Origin of the sequence: Aminiphilus circumscriptus DSM 16581, from assembly GCF_000526375.1 — a bacterium.
GTDB lineage: Bacteria > Synergistota > Synergistia > Synergistales > Aminiphilaceae > Aminiphilus > Aminiphilus circumscriptus.
In genome coordinates this window covers 427,897-441,883 of the sequence record NZ_JAFY01000005.1, presented here as the reverse complement: position 1 = coordinate 441,883, position 13,987 = coordinate 427,897, and the positions used below count along the sequence as shown (strand labels likewise).

The following is a 13,987-nucleotide window of genomic DNA, read 5'->3' as shown; positions in this document are numbered from 1 at the left end:
CCAGGTGCTCGGTGTGCGGGGGACGGCTTCGTCCGTCCTCCGCAGCCTGCTTCGTGGTTGCAATGCTGTCCGTACCGACACGACGACGGAGCGAAAGAAAGGAGGTGTCTGCCGTGAGCGACTACACTCTGGAAGTGGAGAACCTTTCCAAGGCATTTCCGGGCGTCCAGGCCCTGGACGGTGTGAGCCTCCGGGTTCGTCCGGGACATGTCCACGCCGTGATGGGGGAGAACGGCGCGGGAAAATCCACCCTGATGAAGTGCCTCCTCGGTCTTTACCGCCCGGATTCGGGGCGCATTCTCTTCAAGGGAGAGGAGCTTCGCATCCCCCATCCCTCCGTGGCGCTCGCAAAGGGAATCGCCATGATCCATCAGGAACTCAATCCCGTGGCGGAGCGCCCCGTCATGGAGAACATCTGGCTCGGCAGGTTTCCAAAGCGGCGCTTCGGACCGCTTTCCCTCGTGGATGCCGAGGCCATGTACGTGCGCACCAGGGCCATCTTCGAGGATCTGGAGCTGAACCTCGATCCCCGCGAGAGGGCGGGCAATCTCACCGTGGCGAAAATGCAGATGATGGAAATCGCCAAGGCAGTCTCCTACAACTCGGAGCTGCTCATCATGGATGAGCCCACCTCGTCCCTCACGGAAACCGAGATCGCCCAACTCTTCAAGATCATCCGGCGCCTTCGGTCCCAGGGTGTGGCGATCATCTACATCTCCCACAAGATGGAAGAGATCTTTCGCATCTGCGACGAGGTCACGGTTCTTCGGGACGGCAAGTTCGTGGGGGAGCGGGACGTGGCCTCCCTCACCATCGAGGAACTCATCCGCATGATGGTGGGACGGGAACTCACGAGTCTTTTCCCCAAGCAGGATGTCCCTCTTGGGGATGTTCGTCTTCGGGTGGAGGATCTTTCCTCTCCGGGCGCCTTCGAGAACGTCACCTTCGATCTCCGCAGAGGCGAGGTCCTCGGCTTCGCGGGGCTTGTGGGAGCTGGACGGACCGAACTCATGGAGACCCTCTTCGGCCTTCGTCCCATCTCGTCGGGACGCGTTCTCATCGACGGCAGGGAGACCCGCATCCGCAGTCCACGGGACGCCAAGCGGGCTGGGCTCGCCTTTCTCACCGAGGATCGGCGCAGCACGGGTATCATCGGCGTGGGGAGCGTTACGGACAACACCATCATCGCCAATCTGCTTTCCTACGTAAAAAAACCGTTGCGACTGCTCGATTTCACCCGCATCCGCACCGACACCAGGGAGTACAACGAACGTCTCCGCACCCGCACCCCGAGCTACGAGACCCGCATTCAGAACCTGAGCGGAGGCAATCAACAGAAAGTCCTCGTGGCCCGGTGGCTCCTCACTCGACCGGACATCCTCATCCTCGACGAACCCACCCGCGGCATTGACGTGGGAGCCAAGGCGGAAATCCATGCGATCATCTCCGAGCTTGCCGCGGAGGGGAACTCCATCCTTCTCGTTTCCTCGGAGCTGCCGGAAATCCTGGGCATGAGCGACCGTATCGTGGTCATGCACGAAGGCAGGCAGACCGCCATTCTGGAGCGGAAGGACGCCTCCCAGGAATTGATCATGAAATACGCCACCGCGGTGTGACGAAAAGGGGAATCCTCATGAAAAACAGACTCGTGCAGATTCTCAACAAATACTCCCTCTATCTCGTGCTCGTCCTGCTGGTGCTCTTCTTCTCGGCCACGACGGAAGGATTTTTCACGGTGCCCAACGCCATGAGCATGCTCACCTCCTGGTCCATCAAGGGACTCATCGCCCTCGGAGTCGGCATGGTCATCATCTCCAGGGGAATCGATCTTTCCTCCGGATCCGTGGTGGCCCTCGCCTCGGTGGTGGCGGCCAGTTTCGCCCAGAATCCCGAGGTGAGCAAGTTCGGCATGCCCCCCGTGTTCGTCGCGGTGGTCCTCGCCTCGTTGGTGGGAGTTGTCATCGGTGCCTGTAACGGCGCCTTCGTGGCCTACACGAAGATCCCCCCCTTCATCGCAACTCTGGGCGCGATGACCGTGGCCCGGGGGTTGGCGCTCATGTACACCAAGGGCTTTCCCGTGAGCCAGCTCCGGGAGGACTTCATGATTCTGGGGCGTGCCATGGTCGGACCCGTGCCGCTTTTGGCGATCTATTTTCTCGTCGCCGCCGGAGCGGTCTGGGTGATACTCAATCACACCGCCTTCGGCAAGAACATCTACGCCATCGGCGGCAACGAGAACGCCGCCCGTGTCTCCGGAGTCGCGGTGGAGCTTAACCTTGTGGCGGTCTACACCATCGCGGCCTTTCTCGCCGCGTTCGGGGGCATGCTCATGGCCGCCCGGACCGCCGCGGGCAACGCCACCTACGGCAACATGTACGAACTCGACGCCATCGCCGCGGTCACCGTGGGCGGCATCAGCCACAGCGGCGGCCTCGGCACCGTGAGCGGCATGGTCGCGGGCATCATGATCCTCGCCGTGGTGGAGAACGGCCTCATCCTTCTCGGCGTCTCCCCCTATCTGCAGCAGGTGGTCAAGGGATGCATCATCGTCGGAGCCGTGATCTACGACATGAGCAAGCACAAGCGACGCTGAGCGTCGCCGGCGGAAACCCCAGCACCGGGGAGAACCCCATCGAAAAACGAAGGAGGACGACCATGACGCACCATTCGCTGGACCTGAAGGTTCTGCCGAAGGACTTTCTCTGGGGCGTGGCCACCGCGGCCTACCAGATCGAGGGAGCCACCTGGGCCAACGGCCGGGGGTGTTCCATCTGGGACACCTATTGCCGCACCCCCGGCAAGGTCTACGAGGCTCACAACGGAGACGTGGCGTGCGATCACTACCATCGCTGGGAGGAAGACCTGGACCTCATGAAGGAGCTGGGCATCGATTCCTACCGTTTCTCCGTGGCCTGGCCGCGGATTTTCCCCAGAGGATGCGGCGAGGTCGAACCCCGGGGGCTCGATTTCTATGACCGCCTGGTGGACGGCATCCTTCGGCGAGGGCTCGTTCCCATGTGCACCCTCTACCACTGGGACCTTCCCCAGGAACTGGAGGACCGCGGCGGATGGCCCGAGCGGGACGTGGCGGACCACTTCGCCGACTACGCAGAGACGGTGCTCCGTCGTCTCGGTGACCGGCTTCCCCTGATCGTGACCTTCAACGAACCCTATTGCATCTGTTTCAACGGCTACTACAACGGCAGCCAGGCTCCGGGGAGAAAAAACCTTCGGCTCACGCACCATGCCGCCCACACGCTCAACCGTGCCCACGTCCTCGCCATGGACCGCATTCGGGCCTACGCACCCGGAGCAAAGGCGGGGATCGTCATGAACACCACCCTCGCCCTGCCCGCCACGGACCGCCCCGAGGATCGCGTTGCCGCGGAACTGCTCATGGACTGGGAGGACCGGCTCTTTCTCGATCCCCTCTTCCGGGGGCGCTATCCCGAAAGCCTCTACCGCCATGTTCCCGAGAGCATGCCCGAAATTCGGGAAGGCGACCTCGATCCCGTGCGGGGCGAGCCCGACTTCTTCGGCCTGAACTACTACTTCCCCAGCTACGTCGTGGCGGACCCGACGAGGCCGATTCCCCTGCGTCTCGTGGACGCTCCGGCGGGGCCACGTACCGCCATGGGCTGGTGCATCGTTCCCTCGGGGCTCACGGAACTCCTTCTGCGCCTTCGGGACGAGTACGCCATCGAAACCTTCTACATCACCGAGAACGGTTCCGCCTGGAACGACGTCCTGGAGGACGGTGCTGTCCACGACGAAGAGCGCCAGAAATTCCTGGTGGACCATCTCGGCGCCGTGATCGAGGCGGTGAAGCAGGGTGTGGACGTCCGGGGATATTATGCCTGGTCCGTTTACGACAACTTCGAGTGGACCTTCGGCTTCGCCAAGCGCTTCGGTCTCTACTACACGGACTATCCCACCCAGCGCCGCATACCCAAGGACTCGGCCCGGCTCTACAAGCGCATCGTCGAGGAACACCGGACGGAAAATTTGTCGCAAAGGTGTTGACATCCCTGCCGCGGCTCGATATACTATGCCTCGCGTCGGTGGGCATGGGGGCGGATAGCTCAGCGGAAGAGCACCTGCCTTACAAGCAGGGGGTCGTTGGTAAAAAAGAAAATCGTTGCAACCACTGGGTTCCCGATGAGGGAGCCCTTTTTTTGTGCTCCTGCCAAGGTTTTTTGAACCACTTCGGCGGTTTCCGAAACTCCAGGGCAATTGTCAAGTTTTCCGTAGCGCTCCGAGAGGGGCGCTTTTTTCGTGTTCCGAAAGATCGCAGTATCTTCATCAGATGTCGCTCACGACGAACCTCGTTTTATCCTTCCTGTTTTTTGTCACCTCTCTTCCCTCTGCTCGTGCCTTTTCGCGGGTTCTCTCTTGCTGGAGAAACCGATGCCACATCCTCCTATCGTAGAACTTCCCCGCGTGTGGACCTTTGTATCTGCGCGAAAGCTCTGCAATCGGGTAGTATTTCCCTGTAATAAAGCAGCGGCGAACAATAATTTCCTCCGGACCGTCTCCGAAAAAGCTCTGTGAGAGCTGTAGCCAAATTGCGGCGAGGAGCCCGCACGGCTGGAGGACGGATTTCACCTTCCCCTCTTCAATTCCTCGGAAGACAACGACGGGCTTTTCGCTCAGCTCCTCGTTAAACAGCCTTACGAGACAGCGATACATCGCGTCTCGCAGCGATAGCGACGGTTCAAACGGGATGGAGTACGCCTTGAGCCCCTCCGCGCACAAGACGTATCGCTTATTGTCGCGGTCGTGGCGTATGTACTCGTGCAGTGGCTCTCCGTCTTCATACATCGCCACCAGGTTCATAACGGCTCGCACTTTTGCAGCCTCGGTCGTCCACAAGCTCAGGGGCTCAAGTCGAGCCACTCCAGGCTCCCCTCGAAGGTCCACGCTTGGGTGGGCAACGAGACATCCAAATTCGTTCGCGAAGGTGAGAGTGCTTTGCTCGTCCGACAGCTCAGAAAACCTCACGAAGAGCGGCGTTTTTCGGCTATCGACAAAGGCGTTGCGCGCATGTGTGAGCCCTCCCTGCGGCAGCAGCAGCGGAAAGCGTCTCGCCGACCAACGGTCAGCATCAACATCCTCGTATCCTCGCGGGATGGCGATGACCTTTACACTTCGGGCTTCGCCGCGCAACGAAGCCTTGCAGGGAAGCACCTCCTCCAGCCGTAGCTCAGTCCCTGCGTCCACGAGCCGGAAACCTTTTTCCGGAACCGGGTTGAAGAAACAGGGCTCGATGGGCGCATCGAGGAACTCCCCGTCGTTTGGAAACGCCTTCACGCTTGCACCTCCAAAAGTGACCAAATCTTATGCTGCATTATACGTGCTAGTACGCCACAATGCAAGCCGAAAGGAGGTGGGGCTCGGTGCGGACCGTTATTGAAAGGCTGCTTGCAGAAAAGGGGCTGTCGGTCCATGCGTTTCATCGACGTGTCGGGGGAAACAGGACGCATGTGTATCAAGCGGTGCGTGGATTTTCTCGTGCGACAGTGCCTCAGCGCGAGAAGATCGCCGAGGCGCTCGGAACTTCCGTTGATGTGCTGTTCGACGAGCGCGGGATAGCGCGATGCGCGAAATAAAAAAACGCCGCTCTCCCGTTGCAGCGGGAAAGCGGCGCAAAAGCTTCCCGGCAGCGAACCGGGAGAAGGGGGAGGTTCTCCTATGGAAAGTATAATCCGAAAACGTTGGTACGGCAATCGCGGAAAGATCGTGCTCGAACTCCGCGGCGAGGCGTTGATCAAGCACGAGCGAAGCAAGGACCGCCTCCGCGTCCTCGGAGGCAAGGGGCACGCCATCGATGAATCAATGCTCCAGGAGGCACTCCGCCTTGGGGCGAAGGTGCTTTACATCAACGAAGACTCGCGGCGCCTCGTGTGGCGTGCGGACCTCCGGGACATAAAACCGGACGTGCGGACCATCGCAGGGATACGGCGGCGTTGCTTTGACCTCCGCTTCTTCGAGCTGGTCGAAGGCGTGGAGCACGCGCCGGAATGGTGGTACGTCAAGCGACCACCAAAGCGGCTAGAGCCTGCGCAGTTGGGGTTGTTCTGATGCGTCCGCCAATCGACATCGCACCTCGCGCTCTCCTGGAGCGGATTCGTCAGAACCTCCCGAGAGAGATCCTCGACCGTCCGCGTTTTGCCCTGTGGAAGCTCACCGCAGAAGGGCGCAAGCTCCCGCTCCGTGCTGATCGAACGGCGTGCGCGAGCTGCACAGATTCCTCGACGTGGGTGAGTTTTGACGCGGTAGCCGCAGCACTTCGGGGCGGGGAAGGCATTCTCTTTGCGCTCGGCGACGGCATCGGCGGGCTCGATCTGGATGATGCCCTTCCGCTCTCCAGCGAGGGACGACTTTTCCTCGGTCATTTGGACTCTTACACCGAGGTTTCCCCAAGCGACACCGGGCTCCACGTGCTCTTTGGGCACACCGGGGAGCTTGCCTCTCGTCGGAGGGGATCGGTGGAGCTCTACTTCCGAAGCCGTTTTTTCACGATCACCGGAGACGTGCTCGAAGGTCGCCGGCGATTTCGGAACGCGGACATTGGAGTGCGGCGCATTCTCGCGGCGTTGGAACCTCCAAAGCCGCTGCTCCCAAGGCTTCCACTGAGGGATGTTCCGCAGGATGACGCGTTGCTCATCGAGCAAATGTTCGCGTCGAGGCGCGGTCCGACGATCCGCAGGCTTTGGAGCGGCGAGACTCTGCACAAAAGCTCGTCAGAATCCGACTACGCACTCATGGGAGACCTCTCCTACTGGACCGGAGGCGACGTGGAGCGCATGATCCGGCTCTTTTTGAGCAGTGGGAGGGCTGAACGAGCTAAAGGGCGCCGCGCCGATTACCTGGTGCGCATGGCGCAAAAGGTGGCGGTCTGATGATGGGAACCCTCGAACTCGTCGCGCTTGGCGGCGAACACTTTACAGACATGGGAAACGCAAAGCGCCTCGCGTTTCTCCACGGAGACAGGATTCGCTGGTGTCCGTCCATCGGATGGCTCGTCTTCGATGGGACGCGGTGGCGCGGCAGCGACGATTCAGAAATTTTAGGCTTCGCGAAAGATGTTCCCGAACTCCTCCTGCGCCAGGCGGCGGACGAAACGGCGAATCCCGAACGGCGCAAAGCACTCGCGAATTGGGCACTGGCAAGCGAGCGCGCAGGGGCGCTTTCTGCGATGGGGAAACTGCTCAAAAGTGAAGTTGGAATTCGCGTCGAAGAGTCAGCGCTTGACAGTGATGCGGAACTCCTGAATCTCCGGAACGGAACGCTCGATCTCCGCACGGGGGAGCTGCTACGCCATAGCCCGGGGGACCTCATGACCAAGGTTGCCGGAGCCTCTTTTGACTCCGCCGCGACGTGCCCCGGGTGGGAGCGGTTCCTGTTAGAAGTGATGGGTGGCGACGTGGAGCTTGTCGGGTATCTGCAACGATTCGCCGGGTACATGCTGACGGGAACAACGAGGGAGCAGTGCTTTTTGTTCCTCTCCGGGCTCGGCGCGAACGGGAAGGGCGTTTTTGTGGAGACTCTCGCGGCGCTGCTTGGAGAGTACGCGGCGCCACTATCACCGGGCGCGCTCGTAGTGAAGTACGGAGACCAACCAACAAACGAACTCGCGGCGCTCCGTGGCTGTCGTTACGTGTTCTGCTCCGAGGTGGAGCCCGGCAAAACGCTCGACAGCGCGCTTTTGAAGGCGATGAGCGGAGAGGACTCTCTTCGCGTGAGGTTCCTCTTTCGGGAGCACTTCACGCTCAGACCACAGTTCAAGCTCGTCTACTCCGCGAACGGTGCTCCCCGCGTGCGGGATACCTCGTATGGGTTTTGGCGACGATGCAAACACATCCCTTTCAACGTTACCTTCCCTCCTGAGCGGCGAGATCCGGAACTGCGGAGCAAGCTCCTGCAAGAGCTGGACGGGATTCTGAATTGGGCGCTCTCGGGGCTTCGGGAATGGCGACGGGACGGCTTGAAGGAACCGCGCATCGTCAGTACGGCGACGCGGCAGTACCAAGATGACCAAAGCGTTGTGCTCTCGTTTTTGGATGACACGACGCGGCGAATCCCTGGACACGACGTTCCACTGTCGAGGTTGCACGAGGCTTTTGTTGAGTGGGCGAAGCGCAACGGTGAACGGGTAATCTCAAACAAAGCGCTCAGGAAAGAGCTCGAAGCGGCGGGATTCACAGCACGAAAGGGCATGTGTGGTGTCATGGTAGAAGGACTTGCATTCACAGCGGTGGAATAGCGCAGAATGGGAGCATGACGCATGACGGAAAATCGTCATTTTTAGGTAATAGCTCGCGAAGAGGATATACGAGGGTAATTACCTAAAATCGGTCAATTTCCGTCATGCGTCATCTGCGGGACTTTAAAGCATGAAAGGGGAGGCTCCTATGAGTGTGGTCGAAAACGGGTTTTACGTCTACGAGTTGGGACCTGTGGACTACTTTGACGGTGCGATGACGGTTGATCAGGCGATCAAATCGAGCAACGAGGACGTCGGACAGGAGATTCTGCGGAGCTTTCTACAGGCGGCAAGGGCTGTGATTGACGAATCGTCGTGGGAAGGCACCATCACCGATGGTCCTTACGTGATCGCACTTCCGCCGGTTGACGGAGACTTCTCGCTCCTGTGGGGGTTCATATGGAAGCAGTACAACAACGGGACGACCTTCGTCGCCTCTCCGCTGGCTCTTCGGTGGCTTGACGAGCCTTCCTATTCTCAGACGGGAAAGAAAGGACACGGCGCATGAGCCCCGTTACGGTCGCGGCGGTCCACGAAAGCGGACACTCCGTAGCAAGGGTTCGGTTGGGGCTTCCCCTCTATGTGGCGCGCCTCGACTCTTCCGGAGGCGGGGAGGTTTTAGCTGTCCAGGGGGCGCGGGGAATCCGTTTAGCGGATGCTCCAGGGGAAGCGGTAAGGCGCCTCGTGGAAGGCATTCCTGAAACAGTGCGAAGAACCTGTGTCGCCTTGCTGGCAGGTCCCGTGGCGGAGGTGCTCTTCCTGCACGGGACCGGCACAGAACCCGCTCTTCAGGAGCTGCTCGATTGCTCCCGGGAGGACTCCGGAAACTTGCTATCCCTCATGCGAGCGCGGTGCTCCGGGGAGGAGTCGCAGGAAAAAATGTTCACAAGGGAGGTGAACGTCACAACAAGGTTGGTGCGGCGCTGGTGGTGTGACATTCTTGCAGTGGCAGAGGTCCTGGAATATCGCCGCGTTCTTACGGGCGACGAGATCTCAAAAATCGTGAAGGGGGCAGTTTAGTATGAGTTGGTGGGACCGGCTGGGTTTTGGTGGCGACGAGATGGACCAGGAGGCAAAAGAGCGCCTCAATGCTGCGGGGAAGCGGGCGGACGCTGCACGGCGAGCAGGACAGCCCACAGCGGCGTGGGCGATAGAGGAATCCGCTCTCCACAACGAGGCGGTCCGGGAGCACAACGAGCGGGCGGCTGCGTATACGCGGCGCTATCTTGAACGGGAGGCGGCGCTCGAAGAGGTGCGGCGAAAAGAGCGCATCGCGCTCCAAGATGCGCGTGGCGAGCGAATTCCCGAGGAGCTTAAATTGTTCACAACCTGCGACGGCTGTCCCAGTGCGCGGGGGTGGATCTCGGGAAACCCTGCTCTGCGGGAAGCTCCGCATCTCTGTCCGCATTGCGAAGGAACGGGGCAGGAACTGACGCAATTTGGACGGCATCTCCTCCGGTTTCTTCAGTGGTTGGACGCGGATCGTCCGCGAGTGATTTCCGACGTCGAGCTTGCGGCGAAGGTGTCCATTTTTGAAGAGCAGCTCGAACGACAGGCGGAGGATTCACGGCTTTTCAAGGCGGCTGAGGCGGGAGCAGCCGAGGCACAGGAGCAAGCCCAATGAGGTACGTTGAAAATATCGGACACCAAAGTTACTATCCAACCAAAACGGAGGTGTCTGAATGGCAAAGAACGCAACGAACGGTCGCTATTCGAAAGAATTTCGGCATGAAGCCGTCAACATGATCATTGAAGGCGGCTTGACAGCATATGAAGCATCGCGTCAACTCTCCCTGCCCAAGTCGACCCTGGAAAACTGGGTGAGAGCGTACAAGGCCGGAAAACTTTCCGATATTGGCGGCGAGCGGCGGCCTCTCACTCAGGTTGAGGAGGAGCTTGAGCGCGTCAAACGAGAGCTTGCTCAAGTAAAACAGGAGCGCGATATCTTAAAAAAAGCCGCCGCGTACTTTGCCCGGGAGTCGCTGTCCGGTACGCGGTAATCAGGCGGTTTCGATCGAAGTATCCGGTTCCTCGGCTATGTCGGGTTCTGGAGGTTTCAACCAGTGGCTACTACGCCTGGCTGAAACGACCGGATTCTCTCCGGAATCAAGAGGAAAAACGGCTCGAACTCGAAATCATAGCGGCTCATAAAAGAACGGAAGAAACCTACGGTCCGGAACGTCTGCAGAAAGAGCTTGCCTGCCACGGCGTTCACATTGGAGTTCACCGGATCAAACGGATTCGCAGGAAACTGGGGCTTCGCTGCAAACAGGTCAAAAAGTTCAAGGCAACCACAAACGCAAACCACAAGCTGCCGGTTGCCACAAATCTTTTAGAACAAAACTTTGTCACGGAGGCCCCGAATCAAGTCTGGGTAACGGATATCACTTACATCCCCACAGCCGAGGGCTGGTTATATCTTGCCGGTCACAAGGATCTTTTTACCGGAGAGATTGTGGGCTACGCCATGGGAGAACGCATGACAAAGAATCTGGTCACCCAGTCCCTGTTTCGCGCTGTCGCTGCCAAGAGGCCTGCGGCTGGTTTGATTCATCATTCCGACCGTGGCAGTCAGTACTGCGCCGCGGGCTACCGAAAACTCCTTGACCAGTTCAAAATGCGGGCATCGATGAGCCGCCGTGGGAACTGCTATGACAACGCGCCCATTGAGAGTTTCTGGGGTGTGCTGAAAAACGAACTCGTTCATCATTGCCGTTACGAAACCCGGCAGGAAGCTATACGGCAGATCACGACGTACATCGAAATCTTTTACAATCGGCAGCGACGGCAGAAGAGACTTGGTTATCTCTCCCCTGCCGCCTATGAGAAACAATTTTTCAAAGAGCAGTAGGCTGCTTACATATTTTGGTGTCCGCTATTGACGACCGACCCCACAATCCATTGTGAGCCGGGCACAAGCGGCTGCGTTTGAGGCTGAGCAAAAGCGCATTGAAGCGGAGCGAAAGATCCGACTTGAGGCAGAGGCAGCGCGTCTCCGCACGATGAACCTCGGGGAGCGTGACCTTTACCTTTCGGCGCTTCCTGAAGGGCGGCGGAAGGATCTGGAATTGCTGCTGGAGGGGGCACCGGCGAAGAAGCAAAAGCCCTAGAGGCGACGCACAGAGGTTTTCCCCTCAGCTCAATTTTCGCGAGCACCGGGTTGAGGGGAAAAAACCGCACACACGCTTCGATAAAAAAGGAGGCACGCCGTGGACGTTCCGCTTTGGGCGCTGCGCCTTCTGGCTCCGGACATCCTCGCCGCGCTCCGGCTCCTGGACAGGCTCGCGGCATTGCCCCTCGTCCGCAATCCACGTCTCGGCGAAATCGTCAAGGGTGGCGAGGCGTATTTCCTCCAGAACCAGCACGCGGAGACAAGGGAAGGACTCGAAAAGGTCCTCCCGGGAATCCGCGCATTGGCTGAGATGATCCACGAACTCCCACAGAAAGACCGGATGGCTGTCGAGGCGTATCTGACGGACGACCGCCTTCCACGAGGCGGAGCCGCCGCACTGGCGAGGTTTACGAAGAGGGCTGTTGGAAGGAAGGTGCTGCCGCGTGAATAAGATACGGGCGCTTCTGGGCAAGTTCGCATCGGATGAGATCGCGGAGGCGGTCTACCTGCTCCGGCGGTTTCCAAAGGACGAGAGATCCCTGGCGCTTTTGTCGAAGCTCCCGAAAACGGAGCGCGTGGAGAAAGAGGTGGAGTTCCTCACGCGACGCTGTGATCGCATGAGGGAAGCGCTTTCCTCTCTCAGCCGGGAGGACCGAGAGCTTCTTGAAGCGCGGCACTGGCGCGGGGAGCGTGATCCTTTTCACGCCTCCGAACTCCGAAGGGCAGAGGAACGGCTGTGCGGGGCACTGGCGGAGGCGGACTCGCGCTAAGCCCCGAGTCTCTCCGGGCGTGGGGCTCAGACGTGGAGCGAGAAGAGACGATGCGGGACGGAAGCCTTTGGAGCAGATGCCCCTTGGGGAGACGAAAGAGAACCGGGGAGGAGGCTTTTTTCTCCTCCCCGTTGTGGCGCGGGTCCTTCCTGGCGAAAACGACAGGGGTCGGAAACACCGCGCCGACTTCCCCGGTTAAAACTGAGAAATTATGGTTCACATTTTAGATTTCAGGTTCAATGACGGAAACCATTTTCGACTCAAAAGGCTGTGCTTCTGTCTTGTGACAAAGTGAAGCAACGTCCTCTTGCAGCCTCGCCATCTCCCGGGCGACGAGCCTGCACAACTTTATGTGTCGGTAGAATTCATCACGCCTTGGACCTTCCGGGAAGACTTTCCATTCATCTAGAACGTCCAAAAGATGGTCAAGCAGGATGTGCAACGGCTCCCGGCAAAGGCTGATCCGGTCTAGAATCTCGTCCACTTCGTTGATCGTCATGCCGATTCTCCTTTCCTCATTCCGCCACGCCGCGCCACGCGGCACCTAATCCGCCGTCTCTCGATAAAGAAACCTCCCCAAATGCCCGTGTGAAATAAGGGCATCTGCGTCGATTTACGGGCATGTAGCGCGAGAGCCCTTGTGAATGCTGATCTGGTCGTGATCCCGTCGTATGCGCGGCACATACCGTATAGATAGGGTATCCCTACGGTATCAGGCTCTCGTCGCAATCGCACTCGGGGATCTCCTCCTCTTCGTCATCCCGGACTCGCTGATTCATACAATCAAGCCCGTAGTTGACAAATGCGCACTCTCGGCAACTCGACACGCCGTCGTTGATGCAATAGCTCGGTTTCATGCCTCTTCACCTCCTTTCTCGCAACTTCCCCATGCGCTTCCGGGGTTCTTCTTTCTGGAGCAGGGCATTGACCGGGGATGCTCTGTCGTGCGAGGTCCGGAGGTCGTCGTCCGAGAGCGCGAGGTATTGCCTGGTCATGTCCAGGGTGGCATGCCCCATCCCCTTCTGGAGCGTCATGACATCGCCACCATTCCGAAGGTAGTCGATGGCGTGCTGGTGGCGCAGGTCGTAGGCGGAGAAGCGGGAGAGCCCCGCCTTCTGGGCGTAGCGGCGGAGTTGGACCGTCCATGCGTGGGTGTCCATCGACGCGCCGTAGGAGGTGCAGAAGACGGGAGCTTTCCCCTCATTCCATTCTTCCGGGCGTGCGGCAAGCAGACGTTCCAAGAGTGTCTTCACGTGGTCCGAGAAGAAGACCGTTCTTCCTGTCCGCGTCTTCGAGGTGGCGGCGCGGATGCGGGCGCGGCAAGCGGAAAGGTCGATGTCTGAGGGGAGAAGCTGGAGCGCCTCCGAAGGGCGAATGCCGCAATCGAGTGAGAGAAGGAAGAGCGCCTTGTCCCTGAGCCCGGCAAAGGTGTCTTCCGGTATGGCGGACAGCACCTTTCGGAGGTCGTCCGTGTCGTGGTCCACGATGCGGGGCTCCTGGCGGCGATATTTCAATCCCTCGGCGGGGGACTCGTCGAAGATGCCTTGGCTCACGCAGAACCGGAAGAAAGGGTGCAGCACCTTGAGCCGGACGTTGTACGTGGCGGGGCTGATGCCGTCCTGTGCGAGGTAGTCCAGCAGGCAATCACGGCAAGCGGGGCTCCATGCCGTGGGATATCGGCGGAAGAAGGCGCGGACATTCTCCTCATATCCTCGGAGAGTTCGCGGTGCGGCGCCTTGTGCCTTCCGGAGAGAGAGAAACCGGGACATGGCATCTTGCCACGATTCCGGGGCTCTTTGGGAAATGTGCGCGATTCTGGCAGCTTTCACGGGGTTCACT

At 59.6% G+C, this 13,987-nt stretch carries 17 protein-coding genes; 13 read left to right on the top strand and 4 right to left on the bottom strand.

Features of this window, described 5'->3' with window-relative positions; all coding sequences use genetic code 11:
• The first annotated feature begins 113 nt into the window (after positions 1-113).
• The 3 genes from K349_RS0109295 (at position 114) to K349_RS0109285 (ending at position 4,023) form a co-directional block, all read left to right on the top strand.
• Entirely contained in the window at positions 114-1,616 is a 1,503-nt protein-coding gene (locus K349_RS0109295; RefSeq protein WP_211240352.1) for a sugar ABC transporter ATP-binding protein, read from the top strand.
• Positions 1,617-1,633: 17 nt separating this feature from the next.
• Positions 1,634-2,593 carry an ABC transporter permease gene (locus K349_RS0109290; protein ID WP_157367352.1) on the top strand — a complete coding sequence of 320 codons (960 nt, stop codon included), beginning with the start codon at positions 1,634-1,636 and terminating at the stop codon, positions 2,591-2,593.
• Between the two features lie 62 nt (positions 2,594-2,655).
• Positions 2,656-4,023 carry a GH1 family beta-glucosidase gene (locus tag K349_RS0109285; protein WP_029165552.1) on the top strand — a complete coding sequence of 456 codons (1,368 nt, stop codon included), beginning with the start codon at positions 2,656-2,658 and terminating at the stop codon, positions 4,021-4,023.
• Positions 4,024-4,302: 279 nt separating this feature from the next.
• Here the strand turns inward: K349_RS0109285 and K349_RS0109275 are convergent, their stop codons facing one another.
• Complete coding sequence (locus tag K349_RS0109275; RefSeq protein ID WP_029165551.1) at positions 4,303-5,310, bottom strand: hypothetical protein; 1,008 nt, start codon at positions 5,308-5,310, stop codon at positions 4,303-4,305.
• A gap of 86 nt (positions 5,311-5,396) precedes the next feature.
• On the opposite strand from K349_RS0109275, the gene K349_RS0109270 reads away from it, so the two are divergent.
• From K349_RS0109270 to K349_RS0109215, 10 genes are all read left to right on the top strand, one after another.
• Positions 5,397-5,609, top strand: coding sequence for a helix-turn-helix domain-containing protein (locus tag K349_RS0109270; RefSeq protein WP_029165550.1), 213 nt, complete (start codon positions 5,397-5,399; stop codon positions 5,607-5,609).
• Positions 5,610-5,691: 82 nt separating this feature from the next.
• Positions 5,692-6,081, top strand: coding sequence for a hypothetical protein (locus K349_RS0109265; protein WP_029165549.1), 390 nt, complete (start codon positions 5,692-5,694; stop codon positions 6,079-6,081).
• Positions 6,082-6,260: 179 nt separating this feature from the next.
• The gene (locus tag K349_RS0109260) at positions 6,261-6,902 is read left to right on the top strand and encodes a phage NrS-1 polymerase family protein (protein WP_157367351.1); all 642 of its coding nucleotides are present in this window, start codon (positions 6,261-6,263) and stop codon (positions 6,900-6,902) included.
• Complete coding sequence (locus tag K349_RS16940) at positions 6,902-8,266, top strand: DNA primase family protein (protein WP_029165547.1); 1,365 nt, start codon at positions 6,902-6,904, stop codon at positions 8,264-8,266. Before K349_RS0109260 ends, K349_RS16940 begins: the two co-directional genes overlap by 1 nt.
• Positions 8,267-8,414: 148 nt before the next feature.
• Positions 8,415-8,774: a hypothetical protein gene (locus K349_RS0109250; protein WP_029165546.1), complete on the top strand. Its 360-nt coding sequence runs from the start codon at positions 8,415-8,417 to the stop codon at positions 8,772-8,774.
• Between the two features lie 233 nt (positions 8,775-9,007).
• Positions 9,008-9,286, top strand: a complete 279-nt coding sequence (locus K349_RS19165; RefSeq protein ID WP_157367350.1) for a hypothetical protein — start codon at positions 9,008-9,010, stop codon at positions 9,284-9,286.
• A gap of 1 nt (position 9,287) precedes the next feature.
• A complete protein-coding gene (locus K349_RS0109240) occupies positions 9,288-9,890 on the top strand; it encodes a hypothetical protein (RefSeq protein ID WP_029165544.1) in 603 nt (200 codons plus the stop codon).
• A 58-nt stretch (positions 9,891-9,948) separates the two neighbouring features.
• A protein-coding gene (locus K349_RS18770; RefSeq protein ID WP_476726740.1) for an IS3 family transposase occupies positions 9,949-11,117 on the top strand; the annotation gives its coding sequence in 2 pieces (ribosomal slippage) (positions 9,949-10,222 and positions 10,222-11,117; 1,170 coding nt in all).
• A 358-nt stretch (positions 11,118-11,475) separates the two neighbouring features.
• Positions 11,476-11,829 carry a hypothetical protein gene (locus tag K349_RS0109220; RefSeq protein ID WP_029165543.1) on the top strand — a complete coding sequence of 118 codons (354 nt, stop codon included), beginning with the start codon at positions 11,476-11,478 and terminating at the stop codon, positions 11,827-11,829.
• Positions 11,822-12,148, top strand: coding sequence for a hypothetical protein (locus K349_RS0109215; RefSeq protein ID WP_029165542.1), 327 nt, complete (start codon positions 11,822-11,824; stop codon positions 12,146-12,148). Before K349_RS0109220 ends, K349_RS0109215 begins: the two co-directional genes overlap by 8 nt.
• Positions 12,149-12,371: 223 nt before the next feature.
• On the opposite strand, the gene K349_RS0109205 is transcribed toward K349_RS0109215, so the two are convergent.
• The 3 genes from K349_RS0109205 to K349_RS0109195 all read right to left on the bottom strand — a co-directional run bounded on the left by K349_RS0109205 (position 12,372) and on the right by K349_RS0109195 (position 13,977).
• Positions 12,372-12,647, bottom strand: a complete 276-nt coding sequence (locus K349_RS0109205; protein WP_029165540.1) for a hypothetical protein — start codon at positions 12,645-12,647, stop codon at positions 12,372-12,374.
• 205 nt (positions 12,648-12,852) lie between these two features.
• A complete protein-coding gene (locus K349_RS19160; RefSeq protein ID WP_157367349.1) occupies positions 12,853-13,005 on the bottom strand; it encodes a hypothetical protein in 153 nt (50 codons plus the stop codon).
• A 6-nt stretch (positions 13,006-13,011) separates the two neighbouring features.
• Positions 13,012-13,977: a tyrosine-type recombinase/integrase gene (locus tag K349_RS0109195; protein WP_029165539.1), complete on the bottom strand. Its 966-nt coding sequence runs from the start codon at positions 13,975-13,977 to the stop codon at positions 13,012-13,014.
• Positions 13,978-13,987 lie beyond the last annotated feature (10 nt).